This window comes from Caballeronia sp. SL1002 (assembly GCF_057814995.1).
Genome location: NZ_JBYMUW010000005.1, coordinates 520,265 through 539,126, shown reverse-complemented (window position 1 = coordinate 539,126; position 18,862 = coordinate 520,265). Strand labels below are relative to the sequence as shown.

The following is an 18,862-nucleotide window of genomic DNA, read 5'->3' as shown; positions in this document are numbered from 1 at the left end:
GCTCGATGCTCGACGCGTGGCGCGAATCGGGCGCGGACCGGTTCGCGCCCGCACGGTTCCGCCTTATCGAAGCGCTGGATCGGCGGGCGGCGGCGCACGGCGGCGAGGCGCGGCGGGTTATCGACGCGCGGCTCGCCACGTTGCTCGACGCCTACGCGCGCGATCTGGCGCACGCGGAAGTGCAGACGGCCGAGACCGCCGATCCTGTTCGCGGGCCGCTCGCCGCGCTGGTCGATCACATCGCGAGCCATGCGTCGCCGGTTTCCGCGGGATATCCGGAACTGGCATCGCTCGATCACTTCAGGGAAATCTGGTCGCGGCTCAGCGCTGAGCGGCAGTTGCTGCAATCGCTCGCGCAGGTTCCCGGCAATGCCGGGCCGCTCAATTCGAGCAGCCTCGTTCATCGGGCGCTCTCGTTGATGCGCGATGTGTCGCCTGCTTATCTGCAGCAGTTCCTGGCTTATGTCGATGCGTTGTCGTGGGTCGAGCAGATTAGCGCCGGCGGCGGCGTGGTGGCGGCGAAGGATGCACCGCGTGGCGGGAGTGCGCGGAGGAATTCGCGCGGGAAGGCGCGGTAGAGGGTGGTCGGGGGATGTTTGCTGGCGCTTGTGGTCTTGCTTTTGTTTGCCTGTGCTTTCTGAGAACTTGCTTTCGTGTAGGTCTATTAGCTCGCCGCTGTGCGCGGCAGCAGTCACTTTCTTTGCTGCTGCAAAGAAAGTAACCAAAGAAAGCAGCGTGACCGTCTAAGTGTCCATCACGACCCGTAACCCGGAGTGGCGCGCAAGCTGATTCGGCCATCGCACCACACAACAGAGTGGAACCGCTCATTCATCCCGGCAGGCACGAAGTGCCTGCCGGTAAGGCATAACCGGAAAAACCAAACCAACCGACGGTTGCGAGACATGCCCGTCGTCCGCGCGCAGCGAGGATGGACCTGACAGGTGCTGTGCCAATCCGAACGACTGCGAGATAGCCGAGTCAGCTTGCGCGCCTATCCGCGAGGTTATTCGAGGTGGACACTTAGGCGGATAAGCTGCTTTCTTTGGTTACTTTCTTTGCAGCAGCAAAGAAAGTGACTGCTGCCGCGCACAGCGGCGTGCTAATAAACCTACACGAAAGCAAGTTCCCAAGGAGCGCAAGAAAACCAATCAACCCAACCCCGCCTCCCCGCTACAGCGGCGCCACCACATCCGTCCGACGCTCATCAACACCGACCGCCCGAATCGAAGCCAACATAGCCTCCACAACCCGCTCGACGCTCGGCCAGTTCAGCGCGTGCTCGCCCGGCACATACCGCTCGGGCGACACACTGCGATACGGCGGCGGATAACCCCAGATCACATCGTGTACGTCCGGCTTGGTCACGCTCCCGCCGACCACCGCAACCGTCGGCCGATGAAAAGCCGCCGCGACGTGCATCATCATCGATGAACTCGTGAGCACCAGGTTCGCCGATTCCGTGAGCGCGAACACCGTGCGCAACGGCACGTCGCCCGCCACCGAGCGAATCCGCACGTTCGGGCCGATCTCGCGCGCAGCCTCCATCGCCACGACCGCCCGCGTCCGGTCCGCCGCGCTGCCGACAATCACAATCTCGCACACATCGCCATCACGCTCGACAGCCGCGGCCACCCGCGCCAGCGCCGTGCCGATCTGGCGTGCGTCCCACGTCTTGGTCGGAACACCGGCCCCGACGCCGGCGATCACCCGCACCGTACGCCGCTCCGAATCGCCTGCGCTCCAGATTTGCGCGGCGAGCTCACGTTCGTCGTCCGTCAGAAAGAGTTGCGGGCGCACGTCGGGCAGCGCGGTCGCGCCGAGCAATTCGCCCTGCGCGAGCGCGGCACGTCCGCACTGGCGGCGCGCGTAATCGATATACGCCTGGCAGCCGCTCCAGCCGCCGCGATAACCGCGCACGCCGATGCGATACCGCGCGCCCGCCCGCATCAGCAGCACCGCGCCCATATAGCTGCCGAGCACGTCGATACCCACATCGAAGCCGCCCCGCGCGCGCAGCGCCGCGACCTGCGGCGACTTCCACAGGAAACGCAGCACGTTGCGCGGCGACCGGTCCTCGACCAGCTTGTTGTTCCAGGGCGCATCGATCTCGACAATTTCATCGACGAACGGATTGTTTTCAAGCACCGGACGTCCCCAACTGCCGACGCCGGCAATCAGGCGGGTCGTCGGAAAGCGCTTGCGCAGCGCTTCGAATAGCGGCGTGGTGGTCAGCAACTCGCCGAAGTCGTTCGGGCGCAGCACGAGAATCTCGCGCGGCGTGGCGCGGCGCGGGTCGAATCGCGGACGATGAAGCCAGCCGATCATCCATACCGGCGCTTCGATCAGCAGGTCTTTCCAGCCCATTATTTCTCCGATGCAAAATGGAATCGAGCGCAGAGCCGCACAAACGCAGCGGCTCGTCAGGGTTCCGATTCTGCAGGATCGCCGCATTGCAATATGTGCCCGTCCATACAGAATTTGGACCGTTCAGGCCGGCACGGACGCCTCATCGCCAAGCTCCGCCGCGATAAAGTCGACGAACGCGCGAATGCGGTTCGACATCTGATGCCGTTGCGAGTAGACCGCGAAAATATCGGCGTTGGGCGTGCCGTGATCGGGCAGCACGACAACCAGCGACCCATCCGCCAGATACTGTTTGATATCCCACTCGGCGCGCATCAGGATGCCATGCCCTTCGAGCGCCCACTTCACGGCGATTTCGCCGTCGTTCGTCGTCAGCGAACCGTTGATCCGCACCGCTTCCGTTTTGCGCGCCGCGCCCCTGCCGGAACTCAGCCGCCACACGCCGTAGGCTTCGTCGCCCTGGCGAATGCCGATGCAGTTATGCCGCGCGAGGTCGCGCGCCGTCGCAGGCAGACCGCGCAGCGCGATATACGAAGGTGCGGCGCACAACACTCGCCGGTTCGCCGCCAGACGCCGCGCGACCACCCGCGTATCGGGCGGCTCGCCGAAACGGATGCACACGTCGAACGTATCGTCGGTCAAAGGCGGCGGCGTGACGGACAACTGCAACTGAACCGAGACCTGCGGATACTTCGCGACAAAACGCGAAATGGCGGGCGCGATATGACTGCGTCCGAAACCGAGCGTCGCGTTCACGCGCAGCAAGCCTTTCGGGCTCTTCTTCGCCGTGCCCAGCAATTCCGCCAGCTCGTCGATCTCATCGAGGATCCGGCGGGCATGCGCGAGATACAACTCGCCTTCGGGCGTGAGCATCATCCGGCGCGTCGTCCGGTTGATCAGCGCGACGCCCGCGCGGCTCTCCATTTGCGTCAGCCGCTTACTGACGGCGGCCGCCGTCAAGCCGAGTTCGCGCGCCGCCGCGCTCAGGCTGCCGGACGCCGCGAGCGTCGAAAAGAAACCTAGATCGGCGGGCTGGACGGTCTCGCGCATGGCTTGCGGCATGGCCTGTCACTTGTGAATTCAAGTTAAAGATGCTTTGAGTTTAGCACCGGTTTTTGCGTCGGGATGTCGATAGAGTTCATTCACACCCCTGTACACGATAAGGACGGAGACATGAAAACCTATCGCATCGCGACCATCCCCGGCGACGGCATCGGCAAGGAAGTCGTACCGGCTGGCGCGCAAGTCCTGGAAGCACTCGCGAAAACGACGAAGTCGTTCGCGTTCGAGTTCGAAAATTTCGATTGGGGCGGCGATTACTACCGCAAACACGGCGTGATGATGCCCGCCGACGGTCTCGACGCAATCCGCAATAAGGACGCCATTCTGTTCGGCTCGGCGGGCGACCCGGACATTCCCGATCACATCACGCTATGGGGTTTGCGTCTCAAGATCTGCCAGGGCTTCGACCAGTACGCGAACGTCCGCCCGACCCGCATCCTGCCGGGCATCGACGGGCCGCTCAAGCGGTGCGCGCCGGAAGATCTGAACTGGGTGATCGTCCGGGAGAATTCGGAGGGGGAATATTCGGGCGTGGGCGGCCGCGTGCATCAGGGCCATCCGATCGAAGCCGCCACGGATGTTTCGATCCTGACCCGCGCGGGCGTCGAGCGGATCATGCGTTTTGCGTTCCGCCTCGCGCAATCCCGCCCGCGCAAGCTGCTGACGGTGATTACGAAGAGCAACGCGCAGCGTCACGCAATGGTGATGTGGGACGAGATCGCGCTCGAAATCTCGAAGGAATTCCCGGACGTGAAGTGGGACAAGGAACTGGTCGATGCGTCCACCGCCCGCATGATCAACCGCCCGGCCACGCTCGATACGATCGTCGCCACCAACCTCCACGCCGATATCCTGAGCGACCTCGCCGCCGCGCTGGCGGGCAGTCTCGGCATTGCGCCGACGGGCAATATCGACCCGGAACGCCGCTACCCGTCGATGTTCGAGCCGATCCACGGTTCCGCCTTCGACATCATGGGCAAAGGTCTCGCCAATCCGGTCGGCACGTTCTGGTCGGTTGTCATGCTGCTCGAACATCTCGGCGAATTCGACGCGGCCAAGCGCGTCATGCAGGCAGTCGAAACCGTGACCGCCGACACCTCGCTGCACACGCGCGACCTCGGCGGCTCAGCGACGACGGCTCAAGTGACCGCTGCGGTCTGCGCGTTCATCGAACGCGCGGCGGCGCCTGCGGCCAACGCGGCGTAAGCGCGACGCGCCAGGCATTCCGGCAATCAAGCGGGGCGCAACTGAGCGCCGCGCTTCAAGCTGCCGAATAGCCGACGAAGCCGCAAGAGCGTCGCCCAACGACACCCAGCCGTCCGCCGAGATGCCGTGTCCGCTCCGGCTTCCGGCATCCGAATAGAGCACTGCTCAAGCCTCCAAGGAGGAGACAATGAGTTCCGATCTCGAAAGTCGCGTGTCCGCCAAACTCATGCGGCGGATCATTCCGTTCGTGATGCTGCTGTACTTCGTCAGTTTTCTCGATCGCGTCAATGTCGGCTTCGCCGCGCTGACGATGAACAAGGCCATCGGCCTCTCGCCGACCGCGTTCGGCCTCGGCGGCGGGCTTTTCTTCATCGGCTATTTTCTGTTCGAGGTGCCGTCCAACCTGATTCTTCACAAGGTCGGCGCGCGTCGCTGGATTGCGCGCGTGATGGTGTCGTGGGGAATCGTTTCGGCGGCGTCGGCGTTTGTCGTCGGTCCGAACAGTTTTTACGCATTGCGTTTTATTCTCGGCGTGGCCGAAGCGGGCTTCTTCCCCGGCATCATCCTGTACCTCAGCCTGTGGTTTCCGTCGCGCCAGCGCGCCGTGGCGGCGGCGTGGTTCATGGCGGCCGCGCCGATCTCCACGGCGATCGGCTCGCCGCTCTCCGGCGCGATCATGAAGCTTCCGCCGATCGCAGGTTTCGCCGACTGGCAAATGCTCTACATCATCGAAGCGGTGCCCGCGATCATTCTCGGATTCGTCGTGCTGAAATACATGACCGATGCGCCCGCGAAAGCGCACTGGCTCCAGCCGGACGAGCGCGAATGGCTGATCGCCAAGCTGAAAACCGAGGCCGATGCGAAGCGGTCGCACGCGGGCCACACCGCCGGTGCGCTCAGTGCGCTGCGCGATCCGCGTGTGCTCGCGCTCGCGCTGATCTACTTCGGGACGTCGGCGGGACTTTATACGCTGGGTCTGTGGGCGCCGCTGATCATCCGCCAGTACGGTTTCGGCTCGTTCGAGACGGGGCTTCTGGCGGGCGTGCCAAGCATTCTCGCGGTCGTCGCGATGATCGTCTGGGCGAAGCATTCGGATCGCACGGAGGAGCGCACGTGGCATGTCGTCATACCGTGCGTGGTCGCCTGTCTGGGCTTCGTGTTCGCCGGAAACGCGGCGAGCGCGGCGATGATAATTCTGGCGCTGGTGATCGTGAATATCGGGATCAGCGCGGCCAAGGCGCCGCTGTGGGCGATGCCGAGCATGTTCCTGTCGGGCGCGGGCGCCGCCGCGGGCATCGCGATGATCAATTCGGTCGGCAATCTCGGCGGATTCGTCGGTCCGTTCGTGATCGGCTGGCTCAAGAACGTAACGGGCGGATATTCAGCGGGTTTGTATGTCGTCGGCGCGACGCTGGCTGTCTCCGCGGTCGTCACGCTGATGCTGAGCCGTCAGTCGAAACAAGCGCCGGTTGCGATCGAGGAGCGGCACGGGCATTGAAGCCGCCGCTCAAGGCGCCGCCGTCGCGCTCGCCGCTTCCGGCGGCGGCGCGACTTCGTACAGCGGCGGCAGCTTCTGCGGCAATTCGGGAATCGCCGCACCGCCGCCCGTCTCGCGCGTTTCGCTCACGGCCATCGTGGGTTCGGGCGGCGCCGCTGGCGTCAAAGCTGGCGCAGCGCTCGGCGTCACCGTCCGGCGCGGCGCGCTGACTTTCGCACGCGCAACCTTCGGCCCGGGCGCGGGCGGAAACACGCGCTGATACCAGCCGCGCAGCCGCTCACGCATCGAATCGAAGAAATTCGTTTGCACTTCGGGGACGAAACGCTCACGCGGATCGACGATCCGCGCGCGCAGCGAGCGCTGGAAGAAATCGCCGACGATCGGCAACGCGCTATGCGCGCCCTGTCCCCAGTAATCGCTGCGCAGCGTGACGCGGCTGTCGTTGAACCCGACCCACGCGCCCGCGACGAGTTGCGGATGCATCAGGATGAACCAGCCGTCGGCGTTGTCCTGCGTCGTGCCGGTCTTGCCCGCGACATCGCCGCGAATCCCGAAGCGGTTGCGAATCGCCGTACCGGTCCCGCGATTCACCACGTCGCGCATGACATCGATCAATTCGTACGCCGCGTTCGCCGGCAACACCTGCTCGGGCCGCGCGGGCGCGAACTGCGCGAGCACCTCGCCCTTGCGGTCTTCGATCCGCGTCACCAGCACCGGCTCGATCCGCGCGCCGCGATTGGCGATTGTCCCGTAAGCCGACACCATCTCTTTGAGCGTCACCGGGCTCGTGCCGAGCGCGAGCGACGGCACGGCGTCAAGCGTGCTGTCGCGCACGCCCATCGCGCGCGCGAGGCGCGCCACCTTGATCGGCCCGACCGTCTGCATCAGTTGCGCGGTGATGCGGTTGCGCGAATACGCCAGCCCGTCGCGCAGGCTCACCGGACGGTTGCTCGGCGGAACGTCGTCGTCGGGACGCCAGATCTCGCCGCCCGCCAGCGGAATCCCGACGGGTTGATCGATGAACGTGTCTTCCGGCTTCACGCCTTGCGCGAACGCCGCGCCGTAGACGAACGGCTTGAACGTCGAGCCGGGCTGGCGGCGCGCCTGCTGGACGTGATCGAAAGGATCGGTGCTGAAATCGCGGCTGCCGACCCAGGCCTTGATCTGCCCGTTACGCGGATCGATCGCGAGAAAACCCGCCTGCACGCGCGTTTTGGCGTCGCAGAGCGTCTGCATGAAGCGGCGGTCGGCGGTGAGTTGCTTCAGCACGTCGGCGTCGGTTTTGCTCGGGTCTTTCGCGGCGCGATATTCCGGCGTTTCGCGGATAAACGCGCGCACCAGATCAACGTTGCCGCCGTTGCAGCTCCGCCCGCCCCACGCCGCGTTGGCGATCGACTGGAGTTGATTGCCTTGCCACACGACCGCTTGCGTCGCCATCGCCTGCAGACGCGAATCGATCGTCGTGCGGACGATCAACCCGTCCGAGTAGATGTTGTAATCGTTGCTGTCCGCCCAGTCGATCAACCAGCGGCGCAACTGCTGCGCGAAATGCGGCGCGCGTCCGGGCGCTTCCGTCTGGCGCTCGAAATCGATCCGCAGCGGGCGACGCCGCAGCGTTTCATACGTCGCGGGCGCGAGATGCCCGAACTTGACCATCTGCGCGAGCACCGTGTTCCGACGCTGCAACGCGCGCTCGGGATTGATCACCGGGTTGTAGTAGCTGTTGCCCTTCAGCATGCCGATCAGCGTCGCGCTCTCCAGCACGTCGAGGCGGTCGGCGGATTTATCGAAATAGGTCCGCGCCGCCATTTCGATGCCATAGGCGTTGTAGAGAAACGGCACCGTATTCAGGTACGTTTCGAGAATTTCGCCCTTGGTGTAAAGCGCCTCGATCTTCAGCGCCGTGATCGCTTCCTTTAGCTTCCGCGTGAGCGTCTGCGACCGGCCGATTTCATCGGGATAGAGATTGCGCGCGAGTTGCTGCGTGATCGTCGATCCACCCTGCCGCTCGCCTGAAAACGTGTGCAGCGCGGCGGAACCGGTGCGCCGCCAGTCGAGACCGTGATGCTCGTAGAAACGATGATCTTCGGTCGCGATCAACGCGGCGGTTACGTTCGGCGAAATTTCCGACAGATGCACCCATTCACGATTGCTCGGCCGGAATTCGGCGAGCAGCTTGCCATCGGCGGAATAAATCTGCGCGGGCTGCTCGATCTTGGCCTTGCGCAGATCGCCGATTCCCGGCGTGAACGGAATCAGCACCAGCACGTAAAGCAGCAGCAACGCGGGCACGGCGGCGAGCGTCCGCAACACGCCTCGGCGCGTGGGATGCCGCAGCCGCGCGAACGTTTGGGCGGCGCACGGCCGGAATCGCGCGACAAGATTTGAACGAAAAGTGCTGAAAACGGAGGGATCGAAACGCTTCACGCTGACATTACCGACTGCAAGGGAGGCGCAATCGTATCAAAAGCGCTGGCTTTTTCGGCTGCGGACGTCACGGCAAGGTTGCGGCGCTTCCCCATGACATCTTCGCAACAATGTATGTCACGCGATGTCGCGGGCGGGTTCATTCAGCCGTAAACCCTTGACTGGTGGGCCTCCGCGCCCATGAAACAGCGCGACATATCTTCACGGATGATCCGCCCGCGACGCGCTCCTATACTCCGTTCCGTCGCCACCCGAGCTCATTCGAACGTGGCCTGGAATCAAGGAGAAAACGTGAAAAACCGCTCGTTCGTCCAATCACCCTTCGTGCGCGGCGCGCTGCGCAAACTCGTGCTGACCGCTGGCGTGGCGGCGTTGAGCCTCGGCAGCGCGTCGGCATTCGCCTGGTCGCAGCACGGCACCGCCTACACGTCGCACGGGACGTACAACGGCGGCCGCGCGGGATCGTGCGGCGGCGGAAGTTGCTCGCACGCGGGCGGCGTCGTCGGCCCCGACGGCGGCCTCGCGACCAACACAGGCACCGTGACGCGCACGTCACCGGGCCAATTCTCGAACTCGGGCACGGCGACCGGCCGCTACGGCAACTCGGTCCAGCACGCCGGCGACACGAGCTGCGCCGGCGGCACGTGCGCCCACACCGGCACGATGACCGGGCCGGACGGCAAAACGGCGTCCACTTCCGGCGATGTGACGCGCACTGCGCCGGGACAGTATTCGTCGAATGGGACGGTGACTGGGGCGAACGGTAACTCCGTGAACCACGCTGCATCGACGAGTTGCGCGGGCAATACCTGCTACCGCTCGGGCACGGCGACGGGTTCGAGCGGCGGGTCCGTCTATCACGCGGGTTCGGCGACACAGGTCTCGACGGGTGTCGTCACGACGTCGGGCAGCGCGACGGGTGTCGTCACGACTTCGGGCAGCGCGACGGTGGTTGTTGGGGCGAAGCCGGTCGCCTATGTGCCGCCGCCGGTCGTTTATGCGCCGCCGGTTGTCTATGCTCCGCCGCCGCCCGTATATGCCCCGCCGGTCGTTTATGCGCCGAAGCCGGTGGTGGTCGTGCCGCCGCCTGCGCCGATCGTCTATGCACCGCCGCCGCCGGCCGTGTATGTTGCGCCGCGCGTCGTGTACGTCGCGCCCGCGCGGCGTCCGGTGGTGTGGGTGCCGGGCCATTGGGTCGGCAATGTGTGGATTCCGGCGCACTGGTCGTGAACGTGGCCGCGACCGTGGCTGCAAACGGCAGGACGCATGAATCCGCAAAATTTCACGATGCGGAACGGGTCGTTGCACTGTAAAAAACCGTTGTGCAAGGCACAAATTCGCCGTTTCGCAATGCCGTCCCACTTTCCACAATACGAAATATTATCGCTATATTACTGAATTTAAACGGGATTTTTATCTCGAAAGAAGCGATATTCGCCCTCGTCGAAAACGATCCGGCGCGTAGACTCTTTTACATGAGATGACGCGTAAGCGCCGAGAGGCATCCAGATTGCCGATCCTGCCGCCGCGCGTCGAAAGCACGAACCGCAACGAAATCGCCCTTTTTTTGACATTCCGGAGACTAAAAATGAAAGGATTTCGCTTTGGCTCAGCGCAGGGATCGTTCTACATCTTGCCGGGACGCGATGGCTGGGAAGCCACGTTGGGCAACGATTCGTTTGGCGCATTCGCGAGCGCGCAGCAGGCAGCGGACGTGCTGGCGCGCGGTCTTTGCTGCCCGGATTCATCTGAAGTGGATACCGCGACGCTCGAACTTCCCGAACAAATCGCCGATTGGGAAATCGTCCATATCTGAGCGACATTCGAGCGCCAGAAACAAAACGGGCGGACCGGCGACAAACCGCTTCCGGTTCACCGCACAATCCGCCCGCTTTTGACCTGCTTGTTGCCGTCGTGCCGGGCGCGAAGCCCGGTCGGCGACCGTTCTACCTCAAACGATCATCAAGCGATTGCGTCCACCACCCGGTTCATCGTCGCGCTCGGACGCATGGCCTGGCTCGTCAGATCGACATTCGGACGATAGTAGCCGCCGATTTGCACCGCTTTGCCCTGAGCCGCGCCCAGTTCTTCGATGATGCGCGCTTCGTTATCGCCGAGCGCCTTCGCGATGCCCGCGAATTGCGCCTGCAATGCGGCATCCTCGGTTTGCGCGGCGAGCGCCTCGGCCCAATACAGACCCAGATAAAAGTGGCTGCCGCGATTGTCGAGACCGCCGACCTTCCGCGCGGGCGACTTGTCGAGATCGAGGAACTTGCCCGTCGCCTGATCCAGCGTTTTCGCGAGCACCTTCGCCTTCGCGTTCTGATACGTATTGCCCAGATGTTCGAGCGATGCGGCGAGCGCCAGGAATTCACCCAGCGAATCCCAGCGCAGGAAACCTTCTTCCACGAGTTGCTGGACGTGCTTCGGCGCCGAACCGCCCGCGCCCGTTTCGAACATGCCGCCACCGGCCATCAGCGGCACCACCGACAACATTTTCGCGCTGGTGCCGAGTTCCATGATCGGGAACAGGTCGGTCAGGTAATCGCGCAGCACGTTACCGGTCACGGAAATCGTGTCCTTGCCCGCGCGAATACGTTCGATCGAAAAACGCGTGGCTTCGACCGGCGTCATCACGCGAATATCGAGGCCGTTCGTGTCGTGATCCTTCAGATATTGCTCGACCTTCTTGATGATCTGCGCGTCGTGCGCGCGCGCCGGATCGAGCCAGAACACGGCGGGCGTGCCCGTTGCGCGGGCCCGGTTCACGGCCAGCTTCACCCAGTCCTGAACCGGCGCGTCCTTGGTCTGGCACATGCGCCAGATATCGCCCGCTTCCACCGGCTGCTCGATCAGCACCGCGCCCGACGCGTCCGTCACGCGCACCACGCCGTTCGTTGCGATCTGGAACGTCTTGTCGTGCGAGCCGTATTCCTCAGCCGCCTGCGCCATCAGGCCGACATTGGGCACGCTGCCCATCGTGACCGGATCGAACGGGCCGTGCTGCTTGCAATCCTCGATCACCGCCTGATACACGCCCGCGTAGCAACGGTCGGGAATGACCGCCTTGGCGTCGTGCAACTGGCCGTCCGCGCCCCACATCTTGCCGGACTCGCGAATCATCGCGGGCATCGACGCATCGACGATCACGTCGCTCGGCACGTGCAGGCTCGTGATGCCCTTGTCCGAGTTGACCATCGCGAGCGGCGGGCGCTGGGCGTACTGCGCCTTGATATCCGCCTCGATGGCGTCGCGCGTTTCGGCGGGCAGATCCTTCAGGCGCGCGTACAGATCGCCGATACCGTTGTTCGGGTTGAAGCCGACTTTCGCCAGCGCTTCCGCGTGCTTCGCGAGCACGTCCTTGTAGAACACCGACACCACCTGACCGAAGATGATCGGATCCGACACCTTCATCATCGTGGCCTTCAGGTGAACCGAGAACAGCACGCCACGGCGCTTGGCATCGTCGATCTCAGCTTCGATGAAGCTGCGCAGCGCGTTCTTGCTCAACACCGACGCGTCGATGATCTCGCCCGCCTTCACCGCCGTCTTTTCCTTGAGCACCGTCTTGCTGCCATCGGCGGCTGTCAGTTCGATCTTCACGCTGCCCGCGTCACCGATCAGCGCCGACTTCTCGCTGCCGTAGAAATCGCCCGCGCTCATGTGCGCGACGTGCGACTTCGAATCCGCGCTCCACGCGCCCATCTTGTGCGGGTGCTTGCGCGCGTAGTTCTTCACCGACAACGGCGCACGGCGATCCGAATTGCCTTCGCGCAGCACCGGGTTGACCGCGCTGCCCTTGATCTTGTCGTAGCGGGCCTTGACGTCCTTTTCGGCGTCGGTCCTGGCTTCATCCGGATAGCCCGGCAGCTTGTAGCCCTGATCGCGCAACTCGGCGATCGCGGCCTTCAGTTGCGGCACCGATGCGCTGATGTTCGGCAACTTGACGATGTTCGCTTCCGGGCGCGTGGTGAGCGCACCAAGCTCCGCGAGGTCGTCCGGACCCTTTTGCTCCGCCGTCAGATAGTCGGGAAACGCCGCGATGATCCGGCCGGCGAGCGAGATGTCGCGCGTTTCGACCGCGATGCCCGACGAGCGCGTGAAGGCCTGGACAATCGGGAGCAGCGAGTAAGTCGCCAGCGCGGGCGCTTCATCGGTAAGGGTGTAGATGATCTTCGGCGATGTGGACATATTCGATTCGGTGCGTGGTGAAATGAAAGGCGGAGCGAAGGTGATACCGGGCCGGCAAGATCGCGCCCTGAAAAACCGTGGACGGCGATTGCATGGCGATGCGCGTTCAGGCGACGAACGCCGCGCGCGTGGCGTATTTCGGCCGTCAGCCCGCTATTTTATCGGATATGACGGCTCGACGTATTTAACACGCAAGTTTTACGGTATTTGCAATAAATGCGGGCTTGGCCGGGATTTTGCGGGCCATAGCTGCCTGCGGAGCCGCTTTTGTGCGCATTACGCGATTCGCGGACGGCGACTGCGCTAACATGGCGGCCTTTTTTCCAGCGCGGAGCCGGGCGGAACCGGACGCCACCGCAATCGGAAAAATCGCAGCTTCGCGAGATTTCCCTTGGCACAGGGCAGAATAGCGTCCGTATCGCGGCGGTTCGGCCGCACGCTTGAGCGCACATCGAATTCCACGGCAGGTGGCATCCAGAGTTTTTTCGCGAGACGGGAAAGCCCGCGCCACCGGCCGGCACATCATCAGGAGCCTATTTATGACCGAGTCGAATCCGTCTTTCCTGGGCAGGATTTCCATTGCCATCGGGACTTTCTTCGCCATTCTCGGCAGCGGCGAACTGGCCGCGGGCGTGCAGCGTCTGCGTAGCGGCGTCGCTCATGCAGACGCTACGGAGGCCGCGCCCGCGCCGGTTCAGCAGCCCGCGCCCGCCGCGCCCATCTTCACGGAAGCCAGCCCCGACGCCGCGCTCCAGCTTCTCGGCCTGTTCCAGCGCGACGCACGGTTCATCGATTTCGTCGAAGAAGACATCGCGGCTTATTCCGATGCCGAAATCGGCGCCGCCGCCCGCCTCGTCCACGACGGCTGCCGCTCGACGCTGCGCGAACATTTCGTGATCCGCCCGGTCCGCGCCGAGACCGAAGGCAGCCGCATCACCTTGCCCGACGGCTTCGACGCGAGCGAGGTCCGGCTGACGGGCAATGTCGTCGGTCAAGCGCCGTTTAGCGGTCAACTGAGCCATCGCGGCTGGCGCGTCGAGGAAGTGCGTCTGCCGAAACTGGCGGCGCGCCACGACGCCTCGGTCATCGCACCGGCCGAGGTGGAACTGTGAGCGCCGCCCGCTATTCCATCGGCGTCGATCTCGGCACGACGCACTGCGCGCTGTCCTACGTCGATCTCACCGCGAGCGACGGCGAAACGACCACGCAGCAAGTCCTGCCGATCCCCCAGCTCACCGCGCCCGGCGCGGTCGAAGAGCACGATCTGCTGCCGTCGTTCCTTTATCTGCCGCATCCGAGCGAACTGACGCCCGGCGATCTCGGCCTGCCGTGGACCGGCGGGCGCGACTACGCGGTCGGCGAACTGGCGCGCAGCCGGGGCGCGGCCACGCCGATCCGCCTCGTCTCCAGCGCGAAAAGCTGGCTCTGCCATCCCGGCGTGGATCGCCGCGCGGCGATCCTGCCCAACGACGCACCGCCGGAAGTCGAGCGCGTGTCGCCGCTGGAATCGTCGGTGCGTTATCTCGTCCACTTGCGCGAGGCGTGGAATCACGCGCATCCGGACGCGCCGTTCGACCAACAGGACATCACGGTCACGATCCCCGCTTCCTTCGATCCCGCCGCGCGCGAACTGACCGCCGAAGCGGCGGAAGCCGCGGGCTACGGGCGCATGACGCTGCTGGAAGAGCCGCAGGCCGCGCTGTATAGCTGGATCGAGAAAAGTGGCGGCCTGTGGCGCAAGCAGGTGAAAGTCGGCGACGTGATTCTGGTGGTCGATGTCGGCGGCGGCACGACCGATTTGTCGCTGATCGCGGTGGTCGAGCGCGAAGGCAATCTGGAACTGCATCGCGTGGCGGTCGGCGAGCATATTTTGCTCGGCGGCGACAACATGGACCTCGCGCTCGCTTACGGCGTCGCACGTAAGCTCGCGGCGGCGGGCACGCAGCCCGACCCGTGGCAGTTGCGCGCCCTGACCTACGCGTGCCGCGCGGCCAAGGAAACACTGCTCTCCGATCCCGCCACCGACACCGTTCCGCTCGTCGTCCCGAGCCGCGGCTCCAAGCTGATCGGCGGATCGCTGCGCACGGAACTCACGCGCGCCGAACTCACGCAGACCATTCTGGAAGGCTTTTTCCCGCGGGTCGATGCAGCCGCGCGGCCCGCGAGCCGCGCGCGCGTCGGCCTGACGCAACTCGGGCTGCCCTACGCGCAGGACGCGGCGATTACCCGCCATCTGGCGGCGTTTCTCGGCAAGCAGGTCGCCGCGCTCGCCGATGTCGAGGGCTTGCGCGATCTCGTTTCGCCGGGCGGCACTTTCCTGCATCCGACCGCCGTGCTGTTCAACGGTGGCGTGTTCAAGTCGGCGCTGCTGGTCGAGCGCATTCTCGACAATCTGAACGGCTGGCTCGCGGCGGAAGGCGCACCGGCGGCGCGTCTGCTCGAAGGCGCGGATCTCGACCGCGCGGTCGCGCGCGGCGCGGCGTACTACGGCTACGTGCGGCGCGGTCAGGGCGTGCGGATTCGCGGCGGCACGGCGCGCGCGTATTACGTCGCGGTGGAATCGGCGATGCCGGCCGTCCCCGGCATGGAACCGCCCGTGCAAGCGCTTTGCATCGCGCCGTTCGGGATGGAGGAAGGCACCGAAGCGGCACTGCCGCCGCAGGAATTCGGGCTGGTCGTGGGCGAGCCGGTGCATTTCCGCTTTTTCGGGTCGTCGGTGCGGCGGCAGGATGAAGTCGGCACCTTGCTCGATTTCTGGACTGCCGACGAACTCCAGGAACTCGACGAAATCCAGGCGACGCTGCCGACCGAAGGCCGCACGCCCGGCGAAGTGGTCGCGGTCAGGCTGCACGCGCGCGTGACCGAGGCCGGCACGCTCGAACTCGAAGCCGTGCCGCGCGGAACGAACGAGCGCTGGAAGGTCGAATTCGACGTGCGCGGCGCGGCGAGCGCCTGAGTGCGCGCACAAACGCATCGGCGCTCGCCGCGATGAAACGCTATATCGTCGGTATCGATCTCGGCACGAGTAATACGGTCGTCGCGTATGTCGCGGCGGGATCGGAGGATATTCGCGTTTTCGAGATAGACCAGTTGGTCGCGCCCGGCGAAGTGGCCGCGCGGCCGTTGCTGCCATCGGCGCGCTATCACGCAGCGCGCGGCGAACTTGAAGCCGACGATCTGGCGCTGCCGTGGCCGAGCGCGCAGAACGCGGAGCCGCCGGTCGTGATCGGACGGCTCGCGCGCACGCTCGGCGCGCAGGTTCCGGGACGGCTCGTCACGAGCGCGAAAAGCTGGCTGTCGCATGGTTCGGTCGATCGTAGCGCGGCGATTCTGCCGTGGGGCGCGGACGATGCTGTGAACAAAGTCTCGCCGCTCGATGCCAGCGCGAGCTATCTGGCACATGTGCGCGCCGCGTGGAACCAGCGTTTTCCCGACGCGCCGCTCGAAAAGCAGGACGTAGTGCTCACCGTGCCCGCGAGTTTCGACGACGGCGCGCGTGCGCTCACGCTAGAAGCCGCGCGTATCGCGAAGCTGCCCGCGCTGCGCTTGCTCGAAGAACCGCAGGCGGCGTTCTACGACTGGCTATTCCGTCACCGCGCGACGCTCGATCAGGATCTCGCCGCGACGCAACGCGTGTTGATCTGCGATGTCGGCGGCGGGACGACCGACCTCACGCTGATCGAAGTCGACATGCGCGACGGCGAGCCGCACCTGACGCGCACGGGCGTCGGCAATCATTTGATGCTCGGCGGCGACAACATGGATCTCGCGCTCGCGCATCTCGCCGAGACGCGGCTTGTCGCGGACGGGCCGCGTCTGTCGGCTGCGAGTTTGTCGCAACTGGTCGAGCGCAGCCGTGACGCGAAGGAGCGGCTGCTCGGGCCGAACGCGCCGGAATCGGCTTCGGTGACGCTGCTCGGCGCGGGCGCGCGGTTGATCGGCGGGGCGCGGACGGCGGAAATCACACGGCAGGAAGCCGAGCAGATCGTCGTGGACGGCTTTTTCCCGCTGGTGTCACCCGACGAGGCGCCGCGCCGCGCGCGAGGCGGACTGGTCGAATTCGGCCTGCCCTATGCCAGCGACCCGGCGATCACGCGGCATATCGGCGCGTTTTTGCGTCGCCACGCGGGTGCTTCTGCGTCCGATGCTGCGTCCGATGCTGCTTCCGATGCAACGTTGCCGGTGCCCGACACGCTGTTGCTCAACGGCGGCGTGTTTCGCGCCGAAGCCTTGTCCGCGCGGCTCGCGAGCACGCTGGAAAACTGGCGCGGCGCGCCGCTGACCGTATTGCACAACGACAATCCCGATGTCGCCGTCGCCCGAGGCGCTGTGGCTTACGGGCTCGCGCGCCACGGACACGCGCCGCGCATCGGCGGCGGGGCGGCGCGCAGCTATTTCCTGCTGCTCGACGACAACGCCGTCGCTGACGGACCCGCGCAAGGCATCTGCCTGTTGCCGCGCGGCACGGAAGAAGGCCGCGAAATCGAACTCGCCGATCGCGTCTTCGCGCTGCGCCTCGGGCATCCCGTGCAATTTCACCTGGTTTCGTCCACCGCCGACACGGTTTATCGCCCGGGCGATCTGGCCGATGTCTCGACCGGCGACTTCATCCGCTTGCCGCCGATCGCCACCGTCGTGAAGCCGCGCGGCGACAATCGCGCGCTCGAAACGCGGGTTCGCCTGACGACATCGCTGACCGAAGTCGGCACGCTGGAAGTGCATTGCATCGAAATAACCGATGCTTCGCCGCGTGCGCCACAGCGCTGGCAACTCGAATTCCAGCTACGCCGCGACGACGCGAACGCGGCTGTATCGCTCGATACGCCGCACCCGTTGCTCGATCAAGCCATCGAGCAGATCGACCGCACTTTCGGCGCGCGTTCGCACGACGTCGGACCGAAAGAGATCAAGCGCTTGCGCGCGCAACTGGAACACGTGCTGGGGCCACGCGAAAGCTGGGACATTGCGTTGCTGCGCGAATTATTCGGCGCGCTGCTCGAACGCGCGCGACGGCGCCGCCGCTCTGCCGATCACGAACGTCTCTGGCTGAACCTCGTCGGATATTGTCTGCGTCCGGGTTTTGGCTACCCGCTCGACGACTGGCGAATCGCGCAAATCTGGCCGCTCTTCGACGATGGTATTCAGTATGTCGGCGACAGTCAGGTCTGGTCGGAATGGTGGACGCTCTGGCGGCGCGCGGCGGGCGGACTCGACGAAACGGCGCAACTGAGCCTGCTCGACGCGATGGATTATCTCGAAGCAGCGGGTACGGGCCGTCAAAAATCCACGCTCGATCCCGCGAAATTCGGCGTGGCCGACATGGTGCGGCTCGCCGCATCGCTCGAACGCGTGCCGGTCGAGCGCAAGGTTGCGCTTGCGCAGAAGCTGCTCGCGCGGCTCGTTAAGCCCGCCGAGAATCATCAGGGATGGTGGGCGATCGGGCGGATCGGCGCGCGCCGGCCGTTTTATGGCAGCGCGCATGGCGTGGTCGCGCCGGAGATCGCGAGCGAGTGGCTCGACGCCATTCTTGCGCTCGACTGGAAGAAGGTCGAGCCGGCCGCGTTCGCCGCAGTCCAACTTTCGCGCATGACGGGCGACCGTTCGCGCGATTTGCCGCAGGATGTCCGAGAGCGTGTGATTCGCCGGCTGGAAAACGCGAATGTGGCGGGCAACTGGATCGCGATGGTGCGCGAGGTCGTCGAACTCGACGCTGAGGATGAGCGCCGCGTGTTCGGAGAATCGCTGCCGGCGGGGCTGAAGTTGATCGCGGGCTGATGGGGCTGTGGGCTGGCTCGCGGCGCTGCTGGGGTAAGATTGGCAATCTGTCAGTTGCACTTTTGATGCCCCTTTGCGATGAATACGCCTCCCAGTAAAGAACCCACGCGCCGGCGTCCCTCTGCCCTGACGCTTAATATCCTCACCGCGCTGATCGGCGTTGCGACGCTTGCGGCGGGTATCGGCTGGCTGATCTACAGCTGGGTCGTCGATATGGAGGTTCCGTATTTTGCGATTCCGCTCGTGCTTTGTGTGCCGGTGATCGCGGCGGCTGCGTTTCGGAATTTTTGGGATTAGGGGCGGGGCGCTCTTTGCATTCGCTTGGGGGTTGCGCTTCGT

Annotated in this window: 14 protein-coding genes; 10 read left to right on the top strand and 4 right to left on the bottom strand. The window is 64.9% G+C overall.

The window, feature by feature from the left end; genetic code table 11:
• Positions 1-5 precede the first annotated feature (5 nt).
• Positions 6-578 carry a DUF2894 domain-containing protein gene (locus tag AC3D25_RS26910; protein WP_488892163.1) on the top strand — a complete coding sequence of 191 codons (573 nt, stop codon included), beginning with the start codon at positions 6-8 and terminating at the stop codon, positions 576-578.
• A 592-nt stretch (positions 579-1,170) separates the two neighbouring features.
• Here AC3D25_RS26910 and AC3D25_RS26905 read toward each other — a convergent pair.
• Together AC3D25_RS26905 and AC3D25_RS26900 are read right to left on the bottom strand one after the other, a co-directional pair.
• Positions 1,171-2,364, bottom strand: a complete 1,194-nt coding sequence (locus AC3D25_RS26905) for a glycosyltransferase family 9 protein (RefSeq protein WP_488891532.1) — start codon at positions 2,362-2,364, stop codon at positions 1,171-1,173.
• A gap of 123 nt (positions 2,365-2,487) precedes the next feature.
• Positions 2,488-3,414: a LysR substrate-binding domain-containing protein gene (locus AC3D25_RS26900; RefSeq protein WP_488892162.1), complete on the bottom strand. Its 927-nt coding sequence runs from the start codon at positions 3,412-3,414 to the stop codon at positions 2,488-2,490.
• A gap of 123 nt (positions 3,415-3,537) precedes the next feature.
• Between AC3D25_RS26900 and AC3D25_RS26895 the strand changes: the two genes are divergently transcribed.
• On the top strand, positions 3,538-4,632 hold the full coding sequence (locus AC3D25_RS26895) for a tartrate dehydrogenase (protein WP_488891531.1): 1,095 nt from the start codon (positions 3,538-3,540) through the stop codon (positions 4,630-4,632).
• A gap of 187 nt (positions 4,633-4,819) precedes the next feature.
• Positions 4,820-6,130, top strand: coding sequence for an MFS transporter (locus AC3D25_RS26890; protein WP_488891530.1), 1,311 nt, complete (start codon positions 4,820-4,822; stop codon positions 6,128-6,130).
• 9 nt (positions 6,131-6,139) lie between these two features.
• Here the strand turns inward: AC3D25_RS26890 and AC3D25_RS26885 are convergent, their stop codons facing one another.
• Positions 6,140-8,443, bottom strand: a complete 2,304-nt coding sequence (locus AC3D25_RS26885; protein ID WP_488891529.1) for a penicillin-binding protein 1A — start codon at positions 8,441-8,443, stop codon at positions 6,140-6,142.
• Positions 8,444-8,848: 405 nt separating this feature from the next.
• On the opposite strand from AC3D25_RS26885, the gene AC3D25_RS26880 reads away from it, so the two are divergent.
• Complete coding sequence (locus AC3D25_RS26880; protein ID WP_488891528.1) at positions 8,849-9,787, top strand: hypothetical protein; 939 nt, start codon at positions 8,849-8,851, stop codon at positions 9,785-9,787.
• A gap of 358 nt (positions 9,788-10,145) precedes the next feature.
• Positions 10,146-10,373 (top strand): hypothetical protein, encoded by a 228-nt coding sequence (locus tag AC3D25_RS26875; protein WP_488891527.1) that lies wholly within the window; start codon positions 10,146-10,148, stop codon positions 10,371-10,373.
• Between the two features lie 146 nt (positions 10,374-10,519).
• Here the strand turns inward: AC3D25_RS26875 and AC3D25_RS26870 are convergent, their stop codons facing one another.
• Positions 10,520-12,748, bottom strand: coding sequence for an NADP-dependent isocitrate dehydrogenase (locus AC3D25_RS26870; RefSeq protein ID WP_488891526.1), 2,229 nt, complete (start codon positions 12,746-12,748; stop codon positions 10,520-10,522).
• Between AC3D25_RS26870 and AC3D25_RS26865 the strand changes: the two genes are divergently transcribed.
• From AC3D25_RS26865 to AC3D25_RS26845, 5 genes are all read left to right on the top strand, one after another.
• Complete coding sequence (locus AC3D25_RS26865) at positions 12,726-13,055, top strand: hypothetical protein (RefSeq protein WP_488891525.1); 330 nt, start codon at positions 12,726-12,728, stop codon at positions 13,053-13,055. The genes AC3D25_RS26870 and AC3D25_RS26865 overlap by 23 nt on opposite strands.
• A 232-nt stretch (positions 13,056-13,287) precedes the next feature.
• A complete protein-coding gene (locus AC3D25_RS26860; protein WP_488891524.1) occupies positions 13,288-13,860 on the top strand; it encodes a DUF2760 domain-containing protein in 573 nt (190 codons plus the stop codon).
• Positions 13,857-15,704, top strand: a complete 1,848-nt coding sequence (locus AC3D25_RS26855) for an Hsp70 family protein (RefSeq protein WP_488891523.1) — start codon at positions 13,857-13,859, stop codon at positions 15,702-15,704. The genes AC3D25_RS26860 and AC3D25_RS26855 overlap by 4 nt, the downstream gene beginning before the upstream one ends.
• A gap of 32 nt (positions 15,705-15,736) precedes the next feature.
• Positions 15,737-18,523, top strand: a complete 2,787-nt coding sequence (locus tag AC3D25_RS26850) for an Hsp70 family protein (protein ID WP_488891522.1) — start codon at positions 15,737-15,739, stop codon at positions 18,521-18,523.
• A 78-nt stretch (positions 18,524-18,601) separates the two neighbouring features.
• Positions 18,602-18,820, top strand: a complete 219-nt coding sequence (locus AC3D25_RS26845) for a hypothetical protein (protein WP_488891521.1) — start codon at positions 18,602-18,604, stop codon at positions 18,818-18,820.
• Positions 18,821-18,862 lie beyond the last annotated feature (42 nt).

Coding starts and splice junctions, on each gene's coding strand:
- AC3D25_RS26860 (WP_488891524.1), top strand. CDS start 13,288: ATGACCGAGTCGAATCCGTCTTTCCTGGGCAGGATTTCCATTGCCATC.
- AC3D25_RS26845 (WP_488891521.1), top strand. CDS start 18,602: ATGAATACGCCTCCCAGTAAAGAACCCACGCGCCGGCGTCCCTCTGCC.
- AC3D25_RS26895 (WP_488891531.1), top strand. CDS start 3,538: ATGAAAACCTATCGCATCGCGACCATCCCCGGCGACGGCATCGGCAAG.
- AC3D25_RS26890 (WP_488891530.1), top strand. CDS start 4,820: ATGAGTTCCGATCTCGAAAGTCGCGTGTCCGCCAAACTCATGCGGCGG.
- AC3D25_RS26870 (WP_488891526.1), bottom strand. CDS start 12,748: ATGTCCACATCGCCGAAGATCATCTACACCCTTACCGATGAAGCGCCC.
- AC3D25_RS26865 (WP_488891525.1), top strand. CDS start 12,726: ATGATCTTCGGCGATGTGGACATATTCGATTCGGTGCGTGGTGAAATG.
- AC3D25_RS26905 (WP_488891532.1), bottom strand. CDS start 2,364: ATGGGCTGGAAAGACCTGCTGATCGAAGCGCCGGTATGGATGATCGGC.
- AC3D25_RS26900 (WP_488892162.1), bottom strand. CDS start 3,414: ATGCGCGAGACCGTCCAGCCCGCCGATCTAGGTTTCTTTTCGACGCTC.
- AC3D25_RS26850 (WP_488891522.1), top strand. CDS start 15,737: ATGAAACGCTATATCGTCGGTATCGATCTCGGCACGAGTAATACGGTC.
- AC3D25_RS26875 (WP_488891527.1), top strand. CDS start 10,146: ATGAAAGGATTTCGCTTTGGCTCAGCGCAGGGATCGTTCTACATCTTG.
- AC3D25_RS26910 (WP_488892163.1), top strand. CDS start 6: ATGCTCGACGCGTGGCGCGAATCGGGCGCGGACCGGTTCGCGCCCGCA.